The following is an 18668-nucleotide window of genomic DNA, read 5'->3' on the forward strand; positions in this document are numbered from 1 at the left end:
CTCGGATCGGACCGCTCGCTCGTCGCGCGGCGCGGACGACGGGTGATTACCCGTTGAAAACGCGCTCTTTACACGATCTCAACGTACCCTGACGACCGATTTTCCCGGGTTCGCTCGGATTGGGGATCCACGGCCACTCCGAACACTGAAAACAACCCTCCTACCGGACTCCCCAATCAGCACATGGTGGGCTTAACTTATGGTCTATGACCTCCCCCCGCAGCACTTACGGTGGCGGCTACTACTCCTCGCCGTCCTTCCCGGACACCCCCATCTACGACAGTCTTGTCGCCGAGCGGGGGACACCGCAGATCGCACCCATCAGGGTGCCGTCCGCCTATGACACCGGAAGCAATCTTCCGGCGCTGCCCTCCGCGCTCCCCGCGCTGCCGGCCGCCCCCTCCCCGCAGCCCATGCACCAGGGGGGCTACCAGCAGCACACGCCGCAGCCCACCGGTCTGCAGCAGGCGCACTCGCCCTACATCCCGGCGCAGCCGACGGGGCCGCGGGGCTACCCGGGCGCCCAGCAGCCGCAGATGCAGCGTCCCGCCCCGGCCTCGCCGATGGGGTACGAAGCGATGCGTCCGGCCATGACGCGTCCGGTCGCGCCCCGCCCGGCTGCGCCCGCGCCCTCTCCGTACGAGGACCCTTACGGGCGTCAGCAGTACCCGGGCGGCCGGCCGCCGCAGCCGGGAGGCGGCTACTGACACACGTCGGGAGGTGATGCGACCGGGCCGTGCCGGTCGCGGGAAGGTCCGGGCCGGATGGGGTGTCCCCGTCCGGCCCCTGATTTGTCGTGAGGGCGGCCCGCTGGCTCGCTGTGAGGGGTCTTCGGCCGTGTTGTGAGGAGCCGTCCGCCGCGCAGTGGAGGGGAGCCCGCCGTGTGTGTGGGGCGTCCGCCGCGTGGGGGGGGCGTCCGCGCCCGATTTATGAGGGCCGTTCGGCCCCTACCCGGCGGCGGGGCGCACCGCGAAGCTGGAGCGAGCAGTTCCGCGAGCCATCTCCGCCACCGGGGGTGGGCCGGGCTCTCACTCCGCTGCGGTGATGAGCATGTCGAACGGTCCCGCCCCGTCCGGTGTGGGGCGCGGGGCCGGAAGGGGACCGGTCCCGCGCTCCACGCGAAACCCACACGGCGACCGCGGCGACCACCGTAAGGACGCGCGCGGCCACCGTAAGGGTGTCATCCGGCACCCTCACCGGGCATCGCCCACGGGCTCACTGGCCCGCTTCGCGCTCCTTGATCCGCTCGGCGATCACCGCGGCCTGGATGCGCCGCCCGACGCCCAGCTTGGACAGGATCGAGGAGATGCGGTTCTTGACGGTCTTCTCGGCCAGGAACAGCCGCTCGGCGATCTGCCGGTTGGTCAGTCCGTCGCCGATGAGCTGGAGGATCTCCCGCTCCCTCGGGGACAGCTTCTCCAGTTCCACGGGCCCGCTCGGCGCCGGGCCGCGCAGCCGGGCCATCACCCGGGAGGTGGCGCCGGGGTCGAGCATGGAGCGGCCTTCGGCCACGGTGCGCACCGCCGACACCAGGTCGGACCCGTTGATCTGCTTGAGCACATAGCCCGCGGCCCCGGCCATGATGGCGTCGAACAGCGCCTCGTCGTCGTCGAAGGACGTCAGCATCAGACAGGCGAGGTCAGGGAGCCTGGCCCGCAACTCCCGGCAGACCTCGATCCCTTCGTGGTCCCCGCCCTCGCCCGAGGAGCCGAGCCGTACGTCGAGCACCGCGACCCGTGGCCTTACGGCGGGGGCGCGGGCGATGGCCTCGCGGGCGTTGGCCGCCTCGCCGACCACCTTCAGATCGGATTCGGCGTCGAGCAGATCACGCAGTCCGCGCCGCACCACCTCGTGGTCGTCGAGCAGGAAGACCCCGATGGGGCCGTCGGGGTCGGCTGTCTGGGGCACTGCCTCTCCTCCATGGCGCGCGGGTCGCCGGTCGCGATCCGGCTGCCCAGCTTCGCGTTCCGGCGCGGGGACACGTAAGGGGCCGTTCGGCCCCGGGCCGCCGGCCGCGCCGTCCGGCCCGGTGGTCATGGCGAGATTCCGCCCGCGTAGGGCCCGTACAGATCCAGCAGCCGGGTACGGGCGCTCTGCAGCCGGCGCCCGATCACCTGGGCGCAGGCCAGCGCGAGGGCGTAGCCGAGCTCCGGGTCCTCGTCACACAGCCGGCGCACCGCCTCGGCGTTGAACTCGTGTGCGCGTACCGGGCTGAGCGCCTCCGCGCCCAGGTGCCAGGTGTCCGGCGGGAAGAGCCAGGACCAGCCGATGAGCTCTCCGGGGCCGAGGGTTTCGATCACCGCGGCCCGCCGCCCGGGGACACGCAGATCGAGGGTGACCGCGCCGGTGCGGATGATCCAGAAACGGTCGGCCTTACGGCCCTCCTCGAAGATGCGGCCGCCCGAGGGGAACGACACATCGTGGGCGAGTGCCATCAGCCGCTCACGGTGTTCGGTCTTCAGCGCGCTCAGCAGTCCCATCATGACCTCACTCTGCCGTCTCCTCTCCCCCCTCGCCCCTCGGCCGTCACTGTGCGTACGAGCCGCGCCTACGAGCCGTACGCACGAGCTGTACGTACACACTGTGCGTACGAGAGGCAGCCGATCCAAAGCGATATGCCGTCGATCGGGTATCGCTTCACCCTTACCCATTTTCGGTCACGTTTCCGATATGACATGTCATTCGTGGTCGTCGTGACCAATCAGGCTCCGCTCCCCGTACCCTCGGCTGCTTTACCGACCCTGTGTCGTCGCTCGTAATCGTCACCAAACGGGAGGCACTGGTGCTAGCCGACCCTCGTCGTCGGTCCGCCGACCGAGCCGGAGAACACCTGCTCCACCGTCATTTCACCGCCGATGAGCTGCCCCGGCTGCGGGTGCAGGTCGAGGAGTGCGCGGCCTGGGCCGGGCTCAGCGAGGCCCGCCGCGGGGACTTCGTGCTGGCCGTGGACGAGATCGCCAACAACGCCATCGAGCACGCGGGCGGCACCGGATCCCTGTTGCTGCGGCGGATCGGCGACGAGCTGGAGTGCCGGATCAGCGACTCCGGCCCCGGCTTCTCCGAGGACGTCATCCCGCGGGTCCTGCCCGGGCTGGACGGCGCGACCAGCGGGCGGGGGCTGTGGCTGACCCAACTGGTCACCGACCGGCTGGCGATCAGCGCGGAGGCGGTCGGCGCCGTGGTGACGCTGGCCATGCGGCTGCGCTGAGTGAGCCGCCGGACTCCCTCGGCGACCGCTTCGGCGGGACAATGGGAAGCAACATTTCCGGGTGCCGACAGGAGAGGCGGTGGGCACGGTGGAGCTTCCCGTGGTCGTCGGGGTCGATGGTTCGGACGCCGCCTCGGACGCTCTGGACTGGGCGGCGGAGCTGGCCGGGCGCCGTGGGCTGCCGCTGCGCGTGGTCCACGCCTCGCTGTGGGAGCGGTACGAGGGCTACATCCCCCGCACGGCCGCCGACCGCCCCGCCGAGCGGCTTCACAGCGAGGCGGTCCTGGCCACCGCGGCCGAGCGGGCCGGGCGGCGGGTACCGGCCCTGAAGGTGATGACCGATCTGGCGGCTGACGACGCGGTGACCGCGCTGCTGCGCGCCGGGAAGAGCGCCGAGGCGCTGGTGGTCGGCTCGCGCGGCCGCGGCGAGTTCGCCTCGCTGCTGCTCGGCTCGGTCGGCCTTGGCATCGCGGCCCGCGCCCAGTGCCCGGTGGTCGTGGTGCGCGGCCGCCCGGAGAACGTGGGCGGCGGGATGAACCGGGTGGTGGTGGGAATCGCCGAGCGGGAGCGCCCGGGCGAACGGGAGCCCGCGCCGCCCTCCCCCGCCGTCGCGTTCGCCCTCCGCGAGGCGCGGCTGCGCGGCGGTGTGCTGGAGGCGGTGCACGCCTGGCGTTGTGCGGGCCCCGAGGACCACGGCGGGCCCGGGGACCGCGGCAGGCCCGGGGGCCGCGGCGGGCGGGGGAACCACGGCGGGCCCAGCGACCGCAGCGCGCACAAGGAGCAGGGAGCGCGTCAGACACAGGGGACGCGTGAAGCGCGGGAAATACATGAGACGCCCAGGGCACATAAGACGCACAGGACGCACAGGACACACGAGATGCCCAGAGCTCACGAGACGCACCCGGCACCCGAGGCCCAAAGCGCGCATGAGGCGCATGAGCGGCGCGCCGCCGAGCTCCTGGACGAGGCGCTGGGCGGCGCCACCGCGGCCGGGCTGCCGCCGGTGCCGGTGGCCCACCGCCCGGTCGAGGGCTCGGCGCGCAAGGCGCTGCTGGACGCCTCCGCGCACGCTGATCTGCTGGTGGTGGGGGCCCGGCGGCGGCAGGGGCACTTCGGCCTGCAGCTGGGCCTCGTCAATCACGCCGTGCTGCATCATGCCAAGTGCCCGGTCGCCGTGGTGCCGGTCTCCTAGGCACCGGTCCACCAGCGGCCCCGGCTCCGGCCGAGCCCCTTCGGCTGTCCCTGACCCCGGCCGAGCTCCCCCGGCGGCCCCCAACCCTGGCCGAGTTCCTTCCATCCCCGCCACCACCGGCCCCCGCCCCGGCTACTCTGCCGGTGAGCGGGTCATGGGGGGGGATGGAGGCCAGGTGTCGGGCAGTGCGGACCAGGGGCGCCATCCGGCCCTCCCCCAACTCCGGCTCGACCAGCTCCTCGACGAGCTCCAGGCGCGGCTGGACGCGGCCAGGTCCACCCAGGACCGGATGCACAGCCTCCTGGAGGCCGTGCTCAGCGTGGGCCGCGAGCTGGACCTGGAGCAGGTGCTGCGCCGGATCGTGGAGTCAGCGGTGGTGCTGGCCGACGCCGAGTACGGCGCGCTGGGCGTGGTGGACCGGCATCGGCTCTCGCAGTTCCTGCCGGTGGGCATGTCGGAGGAACAGGCGCACCGCATCGGCCCGTTGCCCAGTGGCCATGGGCTGCTCGGCGAGCTGATCCGCCATCCCCAGCCGCTGCGGCTCACCGATCTGTCGGAGCATCCGGCCAGCTATGGCTTCCCCGAGCACCATCCGCCGATGCGCTCGTTCCTGGGCGTGCCGATCCGGGTCCGTGACGAGGTCTTCGGGAATCTCTATCTGACCGAGAAGCGCGGCCGCGCCCAGTTCGACGCCGATGACGAGGCGGTGCTGACCACCTTGTCGGTCGCCGCCGGGGTGGCCATCGACAACGCCCGGCTGTACCACGAGAGCCGCCGCCGCGAACAGTGGCTGGAAGCGCTCGGCGTCATCACCCGTACGCTGCTCGCGGGCACCTCGGCGGGCGAGGTGCTGAGCCTGATCGCCCGGCTCGCCCTCCAGGTGGCACTCGCCGACTCGGCGGCGATCCTGCTGCCCGCCGCCGGCACGGACTCGCTGATGGTCGAGGTGGCCGAGGGGCATGACGCCGAACTCATCGGCGGCCTGGTGGTGCCGTCCGACGGCTCGCTGGCCGGGCTCGCGGCCCGCACCGGGCGCCCCGTCGCCGCCTCGGACGTACGGATGGACTCGCGGGCCCGGTCCTGGCCGCTGCCCGCTCCGGAGAGCGAGTTCGGCCCGGTGGTGGCCGTACCGCTGGTCGCGGGCGAGCGGGCCTCCGGTGCGCTGCGGCTGTGCCGGCTGGCCGGGCGGCAGCCGTTCGACGACCATGAGGTGGAGCTGCTCTCGGGGTTCGCGGCGCAGGCGGCCCTGGCCCTGGAACTGGCCAGGCACCGCGCCGAGTCCGAGCACATGGCGCTGCTCCAGGACCGGGACCGGATCGCCCGGGACCTCCACGATCTGGCCATTCAGCGGCTCTTCGCGACCGGGCTCACCCTGCAGAGCGCGGGCCGGCTGATCGAGCGCCCGGAGGCGGCCGAAAGGGTGGGGCGGGCCGTCGACGACCTGGACGAGACCATCAAGATCATCCGCTCCACGATCTTCGCCCTGCGCACGGTCGGGGACGACGGCGGTGAACCCGCCACGCTGCGGCGCCGGCTGGTCAAGGCCGTCCGCTCGGCGTCGGACACCCTGGGCTTCGCCCCGTCGCTGCTGATGGACGGCCCGGTGGACACCGATGTGCCGGACGAGACCGCCGACCATGTGCTGGCGGTGCTGGCCGAGGCGCTCAGCAACACCGTGCGGCACGCCCACGCCCAGCGGGTGGAGGTGCGGCTGACCGTCGGCGCCGACATCACCCTGGAGGTCACGGACAACGGAGTGGGCACCGGCGGCGCCGCCCCCAGCGGAGGACTGGTCAACATGCGGTCCCGGGCCGAACTCCTGGGCGGCACCTTGGACATCGCGGCGCCCGAGGCGGGCGGCACCCGGCTGGTCTGGCGTGTCCCCCTGCACCGCCGACGGCCCGCCGGAACGGCGAAGGGGCTGGCCCCGTGATATTGCTCTCTCTCCACCGAATACGCGCATATCCGGCCCGCCGTGCGGTACCCACGAATGGGGAAGGGGGTATGTGATCCATGCGAATGATCTGGGGGCTGTGGCGCTGGCGGCGCAACCCGCTGCGCCGTAGGACGGACGTGATGGAGGCGTGTGCGGCGCTGATCACCGCGGCGCTCATCCTGCTCGCCGCCCCCGCCGTCGGCTGGGCATCGGGATCCCTGGCGCACGGGGCGCTGGTGAAGGCCGCGCAGAAGCAGCGCGCCGAGCGTCATCTGATCTCGGCCACCGTCGTGAAGGTGCTGCCGCATCCGCCCATCGACTCCGATCCGGAGACCGCTTCCGCGAGGGACGCCCATCGCCGGGTCCTCGCCCGCTGGACGGGGCCGGACGGCAGCAGACACCAGGGCACGCTGGGCGCTCACCCCGGCGCGGATCCCGGTGAGCGGTTCCGGATCTGGACGGACGACCACGGCCGCCCGGTGGGACGCCCACTGGACACCGCGACGGCCGCCACCCACGCGGTGCTGGCCGGGATCGGCGCGGCCGGGGTGACGGCGGTCCTGGTGGACGGTGCCCGGCGGCTGGTCGTTTGGCGACTCATGCGCAGGCGTTACACACAGTGGGACACCGCCTGGGCGCGGGCCGGTCAGGACTGGGGACGGGCGGACGCCGACAGCTGATCCGTGCGAGCGGCCATGCCCGGCCGGGAGTTGCCACCGGCCGGGAGTTGTCATACGAACACACAACTCCCCCCGTGCTCCACAGCCACGTCAACTCATGGCGCCCCGCGCACGCTACGGTGGGGCATTCCATATGCGCAGCGGCGGTCAGCAGCCGCGGTCAGGCGCGCACACCGGCAACGCACGAGGTGGGGGCACAGCAGCACCATGGCACAGGGCTCGGTCGTCCAGGTGACGCACAGCGGAACGTCGCGGTGGCGGCGCCGCACCGGAGAGTACGCCTCCCTCACCGCGGCCCTGGAGGCCGCCGGGGACGGTGATGTGCTGTCCATCTCGCCCGGCACCTATCGCGAGAATCTGACGGTGGGCCGGGCCGTCACCCTGCGCGGGCCCGAGGGCTCCGCGCGCGGCTCGGTGCGGATCGCGCCGGTGGACGGCGTCGCGCTGACGATACGGGCCTCCGCCGTGGTCCAGGATCTGCATGTCGAGGGCCAGGACTCGGCCGCCCCCGCGCTGCTGATCGAGGACGGCACCCCGGAGCTGACCGACGTACGGGTGGCCACGCGCTCGGCGGTCGGCATCGAGGTGCGCGGCGGCGCCCGCCCGACCGTGCGGCGCTGCACCATGGACAACCCCGCGGGCGTCGGCCTCAGCGTGCTGGACGGCGCGGGCGGGGTGTTCGAGGAGTGCGAGGTGGTGGCCGCCGGGCAGTCGGGGGTGGCGGTGCGCGGCGGCGCCCGTCCGCGCCTGGACCGCTGCCGGGTGCACCACGCGTCCGGGGCCGGGTTCTCGCTGACCGGCGACGGCTCCTCGCTCGAGGCCATCGGCTGTGAGGTGTATGAGATCCGGGGCGCCGGGGTGCAGGTCTCCGGGCGCGCGACCGGGAACCTGACCGACTGCCGGGTGCACCGTACGACGGCCGACGGGATCAATCTGGACACGGACGCGGTGCTCACGCTCGCCGACTGCGAGATCCATGACATCCCGGAGAACGCGATCGACCTGAGGTCGCGTTCGGTGCTGACGCTGACCCGCTCCACGGTGCGCCGGTTCGGGCGCAACGGCCTGTCGGTGTGGGACCCGGGCACCCGGGTGGACGCCAACCAGTGCGAGCTGCACGAGAGCACCGGAGACTATCCGGCGGTGTGGGTGAGCGACGGGGCGACCGCAGTGCTCGACTCGTGCCGGGTGCGCGAGGTGCCGGACGCGCTGTTCGTCCTGGACCGGGGGTCGCGGGTCGATGTGGTCGACAGCGATCTGTCCCAGGTGCGCTCCACCGCGGTCTCGGTCAGCGACGGGGCCATCGTCCAGCTCGACGACTGCCGCATCCGGGAGGCGGCCACCGGGGCGTGGTTCCGTGACCACGGCAGCGGCGGCACGCTCGCCAACTGCACCATAGACGGCGCGGCCACCGGAGTGATCGTCACCAAGGGCGCCGATCCGACGGTCGAGCGCACCACGGTCTCCGGACCGGCGGAGGCCGGGTTCTATGTCTCCGCCGAGGGCCGCGGCACCTTCACCGGCTGCCGGGTGACCGGCAGCGGGGGCTATGGCTTCCACATCATCGACGGCTGCCGCACCACCCTGACCCGGTGCCGCACGGAGCGGTGTGCGCGCGGGGGTTACGAGTTCTCCGAGGCGGGGCCGATCGTCGAGGACTGCACCAGCGACGAGAGCGCCACCACGGCGCTGGACCCCCCGGGCGCGCCCGCCCAGCCCCAGATCACCGCCCCCGCCGTGGAGACCGCCTCGGCCGGGCTGCTGGGCGGCGTCCCGGCGCAGCGGGCGGCCCAGACCTCCGCGCCCGCCGCCGAGCCCCCGGTCGACGTCCGCCCGTCCACGGCGGTGCTGGGCGAGCTGGACGCGCTGGTCGGGCTGGAGAGCGTCAAGCGCGAGGTGCGGGCCCTCACCGACATGATCGAGGTGGGCCGGCGGCGGCAGGAGGCCGGGCTCAAGGCCGCCTCCGTCCGCCGCCATCTGGTCTTCACCGGCTCCCCCGGTACGGGTAAGACGACGGTCGCCCGGCTCTACGGGGAGATCCTGGCCTCCCTCGGGGTGCTGGAGCGCGGCCATCTGGTGGAGGTCTCCCGGGTGGACCTGGTCGGTGAGCACATCGGCTCGACGGCGATCCGCACCCAGGAGGCGTTCGACCGGGCGCGGGGCGGGGTGCTGTTCATCGACGAGGCGTACGCCCTCTCCCCGGAGGACTCCGGCAGGGACTTCGGCAGGGAGGCCATAGACACGCTGGTGAAGCTGATGGAGGACCACCGGGAAGCGGTCGTGGTCATCGTCGCGGGGTATACGGCGGAGATGGAGCGCTTCCTGTCCGTCAACCCCGGTGTGGCCTCCCGTTTCTCGCGCACCATCACCTTCGGCGACTACGCCCCGGAGGAGCTGCTGCGGATCGTGGAGCAGCAGGCCGAGGAGCATGAGTACCGGATCGGCGAGGGGGCCTCTGAGGGGCTGCTGAAGTACTTCACGGCGCTCCCCAAGGGCCCGGCGTTCGGCAACGGCCGCACCGCCCGGCAGACCTTCGAGGCGATGGTGGAGCGGCACGCGGGCCGGGTCGCCCAGCTGAGCGACCCGACCACGGACGACCTCACCCTGCTCTACCCCGAGGACCTGCCGGAGCTCATCTGACCGGCGGCCTCCGCCGCCGCCGGTGGCGGCTTCTGCTCCGGGAGCCGGGCCAGCAGCCCGGCCCGCTCCCGGTCGAAGACGGGGTCGGCCTGGTAATCGCTGTGCCCCAGGATCGGCGCGGGCAGCGGGTGTTCGGTCGTACGGCCGTAGGCCAGCGGGTCCTTGAGCGCGTCGCAGTCCACCTCGGACCCGCTGCCTTCGGGCAGCTTGACGGGGCCGCCGATCGGGTCGGTGTAGCGCCACAGATTGCGCCAGTAGCGCACCTCGCCGTGGAGCGAGCGCAGCTGGGTGGGCCCGAAGTAGGCGGGGAACCACCGCCCGTAGAGCCGCTCCAGCGGTGAGCCGTAGGTGAGCAGCGCGACCTGGCCGCGGGTGCGGCGGTCCACCTGCCAGACCGCCGCGGCGGCCAGCACACTGCCCTGGGAGTGGCCGGAGATGACCAGCCGGCCGCCGTGCCTGCGGGTCCAGGTCTCCATCCGCCAGGTGAGGTCGGGCACCGCCCGCTCGGCGTAACAGGGGGGCGCGAAGGGGTGGGCGGCGCGCGGCCAGAAGGTGCCCACGTCCCACAGGATGCCGATGGTGCGGCGGGCGGAGGGGCTGCGGTAGGCGCGGCGGGCCCAGGTGACCAGCATCAGGAAGGCCAGCCCCATCAGCCAGGAGCCCAGCGCCTGCGCGGTCTGGGCGGCGGCGTCCACGGCCCCGGGCGCGCCGTCGGCGGCCCTTCCCGGCACCTCATGGGTGACCCAGGCCGCGGTGACGGCCAGGGCGCCGAACAGCAGGGTGAGCAGCGCCACCGGGCCGACGATCCAGGGGGCGGAGTCGGTGAGGCCCGCGCGGGCGATGGTGCTCGCGATCCGCCGGGTGCGCACGGCGTCGGGCCGCTCCCCCGGATAGCCGTCCATGATGGTCGGCAGCAGCCGGTTGCGCACCCGCCACACCCTTACGGTGAAGATCAGCAGCAGCACGACCAGAACCAGCAGCAGTGCCGGAATGGCCGTGGCCAGCCAGGTCAGCAGCACCGGCGGTGCGGTCCCCGGGCCCTCGCCCGGGGTGCCGCCGCCGTCCAGCCAGTCGGCGAAGCGCTGGGCGACGCCGCCCGCGAGCACCGCGCCGAGCCCGCAGGCGAGCACGGCGACGGCGGGCCCGGCGAGCCCGTACAGCGGGGTGCGGCCGGGCGCGGCCCGGTGGAGGACCAGGGCGCACACCACCATGGTCACGATCAGCGCGCCCTCCCCGATGGCGATGGCGCAGAACGCCTCGTTGCCCGGCAGCTGGCCGGTGGAGGCCCAGCCGGGGCGGGACCAGCCGGCGTACAGGACGGAGAGCGCCAGCACCGCGAGGGCGGCACCGGGCAGCGCGGTGATGATGAGGCGGTCCAGCTGCCCGTCGACCCTGGACTCGCTGCGACCGCGGTGGCACACCACGGCCACCACCGTGACCGCGCCCGCGCAGAGCAGCGTCAGCAGTACCCAGCCCGCGGTGTCCTGCGGCCCGCTGCCGCCCGGCTGGCGGTCGTAGGCGGCGGTGGGCAGGGTCAGGCCCGCCGCGATGGTGAGGAAGCCCGCGGCGGTGTGCGCGGCGCGCAGCCGGGCGACGATCCTGCGGCCGTACCAGAAGCCGGGCAGGCACAGCGCGGGACGGTTGCCCGCCTCGGGCGCGGACTCGTCGACGGGGCGCTCCAGCGGCGGGGAGGACTCGTACGCGCTCCAGGTGCGGTTGGACAGGTACCACAGCAGTCCGGTGAGCACGCCGGGCAGCACCGCGGCCAGCGCGAGCCTGCGGCCGGGCTGGCTCCACCAGCCGTGGTTCTCCGGGGACAGGAAGCCGAGCCAGGACTTGCCCCCGGCGCAGTCGGCCGAACCGGCGCACTGCCAGGCGACCAGGTCCAGGGCCACCTCGCAGGCCCCGGCGATCAGCAGGACGGTCAGGGTGAGCGCCACGAGCCGGACGAGCAGGCCATAGGTGCGCACGGTCCGCTCGCGCCGGTCGGCCGGGGGCCGCATCCAGTGGGCGAGGTTGGCGACCATGAACGGCAGTAAAAGCAGCCACAGGGCGCGGGAGCTGTTGCCCGAGGTGAGGTTGCACCAGACGTACGCCTCGCGGATCGGGCCGTCGCGGTCCGGGCCCTCGCGGTCCTCCGGCGGGCGCTGCTCGGCGTCGATGTCCTCCGCCCTGCGGTAGACCGCCGCGGTCTCGTCGCCGGTGACCAGGCTGGTGCGCGGATCGCCCAGCATCTCCTCGGGGGTGGTGCCGCCCACTCCGTGGACGAGGAGTTCGAGATCGGGCGGTGGCGCCCCGCCCTTGCGGTCCGTCCCCGCCCGTTCCCTCGCGTCGGCCGGTGTGTCCGTACGCATGGTCGATGCCACCGTGTCCCCCGATCCCGGTGTGGTGCGGTCGTTCCGGCTCCAGGATTGTGCCCATAGGCCACCTCTGCCGACCCCGACACGGCGGGCGTGGCGAAATCGTGACCCTGGGTGCACCGGCGCCCGGCTGTCCTCGCCCCATGCGAAGATGAACGCGCGGGCGACGGGGGCCGACCGGAGGGAGACGTGGCAGGGTGAGCGACAACCAGAACCTGCTCGCGGAGCAGCGGCGTGCCCTGATCCTCGATGAGGTCAGGCGGCGCGGCGGGGTGCGGGTCAACGAGCTGACGCGCAAGCTCAATGTCTCGGACATGACGGTTCGTCGCGATCTGGACGCGCTGGCCAGGCTGGGCGTCGTGGAGAAGGTGCACGGCGGGGCCGTGCCGGTGGCCGAGGCGAGCACGTACGAGCCCGGGTTCGAGGCCAAGTCGGGCCTGGAGCTGAGCGCCAAGGAGGACATCGCCAGGGCGGCGGCCGCGATGGCCACGCCGGGCACCGCGATCGCCTTGGCCGGGGGCACCACGGCCTTCGCACTGGCCCAGCAGCTGCTGGAGGTGCCCGATCTGACAGTGGTGACGAACTCGGTCCGGGTGGCCGATGTGTTCTACAACGCCCAGCGGTCGGCGGCGCTCGGCGGGGTGGGCCCGCGCCCCGGCGCGGCCACCGTCGTGCTCACCGGCGGGGTGCGGACGCCGTCGGACACGCTGGTGGGGCCGGTCGCGGACGCGGCGGTGCGCTCGCTCCACTTCGATGTGCTGTTCCTCGGGGTGCACGGAATATCGGTGGAGGCGGGTCTGTCGACGCCGAACCTCGCGGAGGCGGAGACCAACCGCCACTTCGTCAGGGCCGCGCGGCGGGTGGTGGTGGTCGCGGACCACACCAAGTGGGGCACGGTGGGGCTGAGTTCCTTCGCCTCGCTGGACCAGGTGAACGCGCTGGTGACGGACCCGGGGCTGCCGGAGGACGCGCGGGCGGAGATCTCCGAGTATCTGCCGGAGCTGGTGGTGGCGGGCGAGCCGGCCCGCACCGCAGACATCTGACACCCCGGCAGTTATCGTGTGTCCATGACACACCGGTTGCGTTCCGTCGGGCTGGACTACGCCGAGACCGCCCCGGTGCGGCTCGTCTTCGTCGCCGAGGTCTCGGCCGCTCCGGAGGCGGTGTACGAGGCGTTCGCCGATGTCGAGGGCTGGCCGCGGTGGTACCGGCAGGTGAAGGACGCCCGGGCCACGGACGGCGGCAAGGGCAGGGAGATCCGCCTCATCGGCGGCACCCTCTTCCGCGAGACGGTCATGGCGGCGGATCCGCACGAGCGCTACGCCTACCGCGTCGACGAGGCCAACGCACCGGGGCTGCGGGCGCTGCTGGAAGAGTGGACCCTGCGGCCCTCTCACGGCGGCGGGACGGTGGTGCGCTATGTCTTCGCGGTGGACGGCACGGCGGTGCTGCGGGGTGTCGTACGGGCGATGCGGCCGGTTCTGCGGCGCGCGTTCCACCAGGCGGTGCGGAACCTGGACCGGATGGTGGCGGCGGCCTGACGACGGCCGTAAGGACAACGTGGCGGCCGTAAGGACAACGCGGCGGCCGTAAGGGCGACGCCAGTGAGCGTAAAGGCGAGGTCAGTTCGTCCAGTTGCCGGTGGTGAGGAAGATGTCGAGCGTCTTCGCATACGGCTCGATGTCCAGCCCCTGCTCCTCGAGCCAGGCATCCGCGTAGTACTTGTCCAGATACCGCTCCCCCGGGTCGCACAGCAGCGTCACCACGCTCCCGGTCCGCCCCGCGGCGACCATCTCCGCGACGATCCGCAGCGCGCTCCACAGCCCGGTCCCGGTGGAGCCGCCCGCCTTACGGCCGGTGGCCCGCTCCAGGGCGCGCACGGCGGCGACGCTCGCCGCGTCCGGGACCTTCATCATCCGGTCGATCGCGCCCGGTACGAAGCTGGGCTCCATCCGGGGGCGGCCGATGCCCTCGATGCGTGAGCCGTGGTCGCTGGAGGCGTGGGCGTCGTGGTGGACCCAGCCGTCGAAGAAGCAGGAGTTCTCCGGGTCGGCGACGCACACCCGGGTGTCGTACTGCATGTAGTGGACATAGCGCGCGATGGTCGCCGAGGTGCCACCGGTGCCCGCCGTGGCGACGACCCACGCCGGTTCGGGATAGCGCTCCAGACGCAGCTGCTGATAGATCGACTCGGCGATGTTGTTGTTGCCGCGCCAGTCCGTGGCCCGCTCGGCGTAGGTGAACTGGTCCATGTAGTGACCCCCGGATTCCGCCGCGAGGGCGGCGGACTCCTCGTACATCGTCCGCGGGTCGTCCACGAAATGGCACTGGCCGCCATGGAATTCGATCAGGCGGCACTTCTCCCGGCTGGTCGTGCGGGGCATCACCGCGATGAAGGGGACGCCGATCAGCTTGGCGAAGTACGCCTCGGATACGGCGGTCGAGCCGCTGGACGCCTCGATCACGGGCTTGCCGGGCCGGATCCAGCCGTTGCACAGCCCATAGAGGAACAGCGAGCGTGCCAGGCGGTGCTTGAGACTTCCCGTGGGGTGGGTGGACTCGTCCTTGAGGTAGAGGTCGATCCCCCAGCGCTCGGGCAGCGGGAAGCTCAGCAGATGGGTGTCCGCGGACCGCTGGGCGTCGGCCTGCACCTTACGGACGGCTTCCTTCAGCCACTCGCGGTAGCCGTGGTCGCTGCGATCCACGTCGACCGTCCCGATGCTCCCGTGCGCCGTGCCGTCCAACGCCCACTCCTCCTGCTTGTGCCTCATGCCGAGCCCAGGTGGCATACTCATGCCGATTCGATCCTCATTGTCCCCCAGTGCGCCCTGGTGCCCGGGCCCGGTCACGGGCACACTGCGCAACAGGGAAAATGAGAGGCGGCGGCACAGTGCCAGTCGGAGCCATCGGGGAGGCGGTTGTGATGGCCGATACGGAGTTCAATGCCAGGGGAGTGCGAATCGAGCGGTTCCTGCGCTCGGTCACCCGCGCCGGACAGGTCATGATCAAGGACGGCAGGCTGCAGTTGCTGACCAGCTACGGCAGCGAAATCGACAGCGCGCCCGTGCAGTCGGTGCGCGCGAGCAAGCCCTGGTTCGTGGACGGAGACCAGGCCATGGCCACCGTGAACGGCACCCGTTACCGTCTCACCCTCGGCTCGCAGGACACCAAGTCCACCTCGGCCAAGTCCGGCTCGGGCGCCGCCGGCCGCTTCCTCGACGCCGTCCGGTCCGCCCGGGGGCGTGGCTCGAAGAGGTGAGGCGGCCGAGTTGCGCATGCGCGCGGTGGGACCGACCCTGGACGAGTATCAGTATCACTGAGGGTCAACAAGCGGTGACGCTGAGAACCGTCCCACCGGTCGCGCCCAGCAGCCACCACTGCTGAACGTGTTCGTCGCCCGCATCTGAATCAGGCTAGCCCCACGTCTTCAGGGAGTCGCAGCCGTGATCAGTCGTCCTAGCAGGCATTGCACGGTGGAGCTGCAGGCCCTGCCGTCGCGGATCGGACAGGTCCGCAGAATCGTGTCGGCGCAGTTGCGCTACTGGCATCTGGATCCGCTCATCGACCCGGCGGCGCTCGGGGTCACCGAACTGCTCACCAATGTCCATCGGCACGCCGAGCCGGACAAGCAGTGCACGGTGGAGATCGCCCTCATGCTGGACCGGCTGACCGTTTCGGTCCGCGACCAGGATCCGCGGCTGCCTCGCGTCCAGGCGTGCGATCCCTTCGCCACCCATGGCCGGGGGCTCGCGCTGGTCGCGGCCGTCAGCCAGAGCTGGGGGATGCACGCGCGGGACGACGGCAGCGGGAAGGTCGTCTGGTTCACACTGGCCGTGCCGCGGCCCGCCGCCGCCGCCAAGCAGCCCTTCGCCTCGCATGGAACGGGCCGCACCGCGCCGCCCCTCCGCACGGACGCCTCCCGTCCGGCGCCGGTGCCCACCACACCCCTCACCGGCCCCGCGCCCGCAGCCGAGCCCGTCGCCACCCCGGCGCCGAAGCCGGTGCCCGTCACCCCGGCGCCCGCGCCCGTAGCACCCGCGCCCCTCACCCCCGAGCCCGTCGCCGCGGCACCGGCCCCCGCCGCCGCCCCTGCTGCCGCCGCGGCCCCGGCCGCTGCCGCCGCTCCGGCACCCCCGGTGCTCGAACGGGCCCCCGCCGCCGCCCGGTCGGCAGCCTCCCACTGAGCCATGCGAGCGTCCCGCCTCGGGCGAGGCGGGACGGCCCGGATGCGCCCGGCGGCCCGTACCGCCCCGCCCTCCGCCGTCAGAGGGCCCCGCCCTTCGCCGCATGGCGGCCGAACTGCTCGTCCAGGACGGACAGTCGGCGCCAGTACTCGTCCTCGTCGATCTCACCGGCCGCGAAGCGACGGCCCAGCACCGCGATCGGCGATCGCTCGCCGAAGTCCACGGGGCCGGGGCCGTGCCGCCAGGGGGCGCGTCCGCGCCGTCCGGCGCGCCGCAGCGCGAAGACCGCACCGCCGACGACCAGCGCCCACATCAGCGGGACGAGCAGAATCCACGGGCCGGGGCCATCGCCGCCGGCGAAGCCGTGCGCCAGGGTGTTCATGGTGATCGCGCTCCTTGGGAGTGGGTTTCTCATGGCCCTCGTCTTGTGGCCACTCCCGAGGATCACTCCCTTACGGTGCCCGGGTCGTCGTACGGCCGACGACAGTTCCGGTACCTCCCGGGGAGTACGTGCACCGGCCCCACCTCGCTCTGTACCTACTAGTGTGTACGATCACAGGAACCGAGAACGAACACCCACCCGCGCGCATGCACGCCCTACCGCGAACGCACGGCCCACTGACAGGAGTTCACCGATGCTCGCCATGCAGTACCGGATCACCCTGCCCGCCGACTACGACATGAAGATCATCCGGCGCCGGGTGGAGACGAAGGGGCCACTGCTCGACGACTTCCCAGGGCTGGGCCTCAAGGTGTACGGGATCCGGGAGCTCGGGGTGGACGGCTCGCCGGTCCATCAGTACGCGCCGTTCTATCTGTGGACCGCGCCCGAGGCCATGAACCGCTTTCTGTGGGGCCCCGGATTCCAGGGCATCGTCCGGGACTTCGGCAGGCCCCCGGTCGAGCACTGGCAGGGGCTCGGCCTCGAGCGGGGCCCCGCCGCGGGCGCCGTGCCGCGCGCGGCCACCCGCCACGCCGAGCCGGTCCCGGCCGCCGACGATCCCGCCCCCGCCGTCGAGGGCGCGCTGGCGCGGCTGGCCGAGCGCGCCCGTAAGGACGGCGTCCACACCACGGCCCTCGGCATCGACCCACGCGGCTGGGAGCTGATCCACTTCACGCTCTGGGAGGAGTCGGCACCGCCCTCGGAGCCCGGCGACCGCTACCAGGTGCTCCATCTGTCCACGCCGGACCTGGACGTGCTGCCCCGGGGGCGGCACTGGTGACCGCTGGGCGGATCAGCCCGCGCCCAGGGCCGCCAAGGGGTCGTCCAGCACCGGCTGCCACGCCAACTCCGCCGCCCCGACCAGGCTGTTGTGGTCCAGCGTGCACGGCAGGATCGGTACGCCCCCGCTCCGGCCCCACAGGCTGCGCTCCGCCACCACCGCGCGCAGCCGCTCCGGGTCGGCCTCCAGGAGCTCGCGGTGCAGCCCGCCGAGGATGATGCGGTCCGGGTTGAGGATGTTGACCAGACCGGCGAGTCCGAGGCCCAGGCGGTCGATGAGCTGCCCGGTGGCCGCCCTTACGGATGGCGCCGTGGCGTACTCCTCGCGCAGCAGATCGCGGGCCTGTTGCAGTAGGGACACCTCAGGGCCCGGTTCGCGCCCGGCCGCCGTGAGGAAGGCGAGCGGATCGGTCTCGATGTCCAGACAGCCGCGGCTGCCGCAGTGGCAGGGCGGGCCCTCGGGGTTGACGGTCAGATGGCCCACCTCGAGGGCGAGCCCGGCGCTGCCCGTGTGCAGCCGTCCGTCGAGCACCAGCGCGCCACCGACGCCCCGGTGCCCGGTGGCGACGCAGAGCAGATGCTGGGCGCCGCCGCCCGCGCCATGGCGGTGTTCGGCGAGCGCGGCCAGGTTGACGTCATTGCCCGCGAAGCCGGTGACCGGCTCGCCGTCGTCGCCGCGGATTCCGGCCGCCGCCAGGCTGGCGTTGAACAGCTCGCGCACCGGAGTGCCCGCGGGCCAGGCGATGTGCAGCGGGTTCAGGGCGGTGCCCTCCGGTTCGGCGACCGCGGAGGGCACGGCGAGCCCCGCGCCGACACAGCGGCGGCCGGTCTCCCGCAGCAGCCCGGCACCGGCCTCGACGACCGCGTCGAGGACATGCGCCGGGTCGGCGGGCACGGTCATGCAGCCGGGGGCGGTGGCCACGGTCTGCCCGCCGAGTCCGACCAGCGCCGCCCGGAAGCCGTCGGCGTGCACCTGGGCGGCGAGCGCGACCGGCCCGTGAGGCGCGACCGACAGCCGGTGGGAGGGGCGGCCCTGCGCCCCGGCGGCCCCGAGCGGTCGCGAGTCGACCTGGATCAGGCCGAGCGCCTCCAACTCGGCGGCGACCGCGCCCGCGGTCGCGCGGGTCACCCCGAGTTCGGCGGTGAGCACGGCGCGGGTGGGGGCGCGGCCGGTGTGGACGAGTGCCAGTGCCGGGCCAAGAGCGCTTCGGCCGCGCTCGAGCCTTGTCCGTGTCTGCGTCACGCC

At 73.0% G+C, this 18668-nt stretch carries 16 protein-coding genes and 1 pseudogene; 11 read left to right on the forward strand and 6 right to left on the reverse strand.

What is annotated here, in order from left to right:
* Positions 1 to 206: 206 nt before the first annotated feature.
* Complete coding sequence (locus VT50_RS22595) at positions 207 to 707, forward strand: DUF6643 family protein (protein WP_046084589.1); 501 nt, start codon at positions 207 to 209, stop codon at positions 705 to 707.
* Positions 708 to 1215: 508 nt separating this feature from the next.
* Here the strand turns inward: VT50_RS22595 and VT50_RS22600 are convergent.
* Together VT50_RS22600 and VT50_RS22605 are read right to left on the reverse strand one after the other, a co-directional pair.
* Entirely contained in the window at positions 1216 to 1908 is a 693-nt protein-coding gene (locus VT50_RS22600) for a response regulator (RefSeq protein WP_046084590.1), read from the reverse strand.
* A gap of 125 nt (positions 1909 to 2033) precedes the next feature.
* Positions 2034 to 2483, reverse strand: a complete 450-nt coding sequence (locus VT50_RS22605; RefSeq protein ID WP_046084591.1) for a cyclic nucleotide-binding domain-containing protein — start codon at positions 2481 to 2483, stop codon at positions 2034 to 2036.
* Positions 2484 to 2782: 299 nt separating this feature from the next.
* Between VT50_RS22605 and VT50_RS22610 the strand changes: the two genes are divergently transcribed.
* The 5 genes from VT50_RS22610 (at position 2783) to VT50_RS22635 (ending at position 9656) form a co-directional block, all read left to right on the forward strand.
* The gene (locus VT50_RS22610; protein WP_046084592.1) at positions 2783 to 3208 is read left to right on the forward strand and encodes an ATP-binding protein; all 426 of its coding nucleotides are present in this window, start codon (positions 2783 to 2785) and stop codon (positions 3206 to 3208) included.
* A 61-nt stretch (positions 3209 to 3269) separates the two neighbouring features.
* A complete protein-coding gene (locus VT50_RS40525; protein ID WP_240529258.1) occupies positions 3270 to 4400 on the forward strand; it encodes a universal stress protein in 1131 nt (376 codons plus the stop codon).
* 154 nt (positions 4401 to 4554) lie between these two features.
* Complete coding sequence (locus VT50_RS22625; protein WP_046084593.1) at positions 4555 to 6333, forward strand: GAF domain-containing sensor histidine kinase; 1779 nt, start codon at positions 4555 to 4557, stop codon at positions 6331 to 6333.
* A gap of 80 nt (positions 6334 to 6413) precedes the next feature.
* Positions 6414 to 7016 (forward strand): Rv1733c family protein, encoded by a 603-nt coding sequence (locus tag VT50_RS22630; protein ID WP_046084594.1) that lies wholly within the window; start codon positions 6414 to 6416, stop codon positions 7014 to 7016.
* A gap of 207 nt (positions 7017 to 7223) precedes the next feature.
* Positions 7224 to 9656, forward strand: coding sequence for a right-handed parallel beta-helix repeat-containing protein (locus VT50_RS22635; RefSeq protein ID WP_046084595.1), 2433 nt, complete (start codon positions 7224 to 7226; stop codon positions 9654 to 9656).
* Here VT50_RS22635 and VT50_RS22640 read toward each other — a convergent pair.
* The gene (locus tag VT50_RS22640; protein WP_240529259.1) at positions 9626 to 12010 is read right to left on the reverse strand and encodes a hypothetical protein; all 2385 of its coding nucleotides are present in this window, start codon (positions 12008 to 12010) and stop codon (positions 9626 to 9628) included. The two genes, VT50_RS22635 and VT50_RS22640, sit on opposite strands and share 31 nt — an antisense overlap.
* 203 nt (positions 12011 to 12213) lie before the next feature.
* On the opposite strand from VT50_RS22640, the gene VT50_RS22645 reads away from it, so the two are divergent.
* Both VT50_RS22645 and VT50_RS22650 read left to right on the forward strand, forming a co-directional pair.
* Complete coding sequence (locus VT50_RS22645; RefSeq protein ID WP_046084596.1) at positions 12214 to 13059, forward strand: DeoR/GlpR family DNA-binding transcription regulator; 846 nt, start codon at positions 12214 to 12216, stop codon at positions 13057 to 13059.
* Between the two features lie 24 nt (positions 13060 to 13083).
* Positions 13084 to 13557, forward strand: a complete 474-nt coding sequence (locus VT50_RS22650; protein WP_046084597.1) for an SRPBCC family protein — start codon at positions 13084 to 13086, stop codon at positions 13555 to 13557.
* Positions 13558 to 13638: 81 nt separating this feature from the next.
* Here the strand turns inward: VT50_RS22650 and VT50_RS22655 are convergent, their stop codons facing one another.
* Positions 13639 to 14787 carry a PLP-dependent cysteine synthase family protein gene (locus VT50_RS22655; RefSeq protein ID WP_107424861.1) on the reverse strand — a complete coding sequence of 383 codons (1149 nt, stop codon included), beginning with the start codon at positions 14785 to 14787 and terminating at the stop codon, positions 13639 to 13641.
* A 152-nt stretch (positions 14788 to 14939) separates the two neighbouring features.
* On the opposite strand from VT50_RS22655, the gene VT50_RS22660 reads away from it, so the two are divergent.
* Entirely contained in the window at positions 14940 to 15275 is a 336-nt protein-coding gene (locus VT50_RS22660; RefSeq protein WP_046084598.1) for a hypothetical protein, read from the forward strand.
* A gap of 184 nt (positions 15276 to 15459) precedes the next feature.
* Positions 15460 to 15850 (forward strand): annotated as a pseudogene (locus tag VT50_RS40530) (ATP-binding protein); the annotation flags it as partial.
* 429 nt (positions 15851 to 16279) lie between these two features.
* Here VT50_RS40530 and VT50_RS22670 read toward each other — a convergent pair.
* Entirely contained in the window at positions 16280 to 16582 is a 303-nt protein-coding gene (locus tag VT50_RS22670; protein WP_046084600.1) for an SHOCT domain-containing protein, read from the reverse strand.
* Between the two features lie 253 nt (positions 16583 to 16835).
* Between VT50_RS22670 and VT50_RS22675 the strand changes: the two genes are divergently transcribed.
* Positions 16836 to 17423: a DUF4865 family protein gene (locus VT50_RS22675; RefSeq protein ID WP_046084601.1), complete on the forward strand. Its 588-nt coding sequence runs from the start codon at positions 16836 to 16838 to the stop codon at positions 17421 to 17423.
* Positions 17424 to 17435: 12 nt separating this feature from the next.
* On the opposite strand, the gene VT50_RS22680 is transcribed toward VT50_RS22675, so the two are convergent.
* On the reverse strand, positions 17436 to 18665 hold the full coding sequence (locus VT50_RS22680; RefSeq protein ID WP_046084602.1) for an ROK family protein: 1230 nt from the start codon (positions 18663 to 18665) through the stop codon (positions 17436 to 17438).
* Positions 18666 to 18668: the final 3 nt, after the last annotated feature.

It is taken from the genome of Streptomyces antioxidans (genome assembly GCF_000968685.2).
Classification (GTDB): Bacteria; Actinomycetota; Actinomycetes; order Streptomycetales; family Streptomycetaceae; genus Streptomyces; species Streptomyces antioxidans.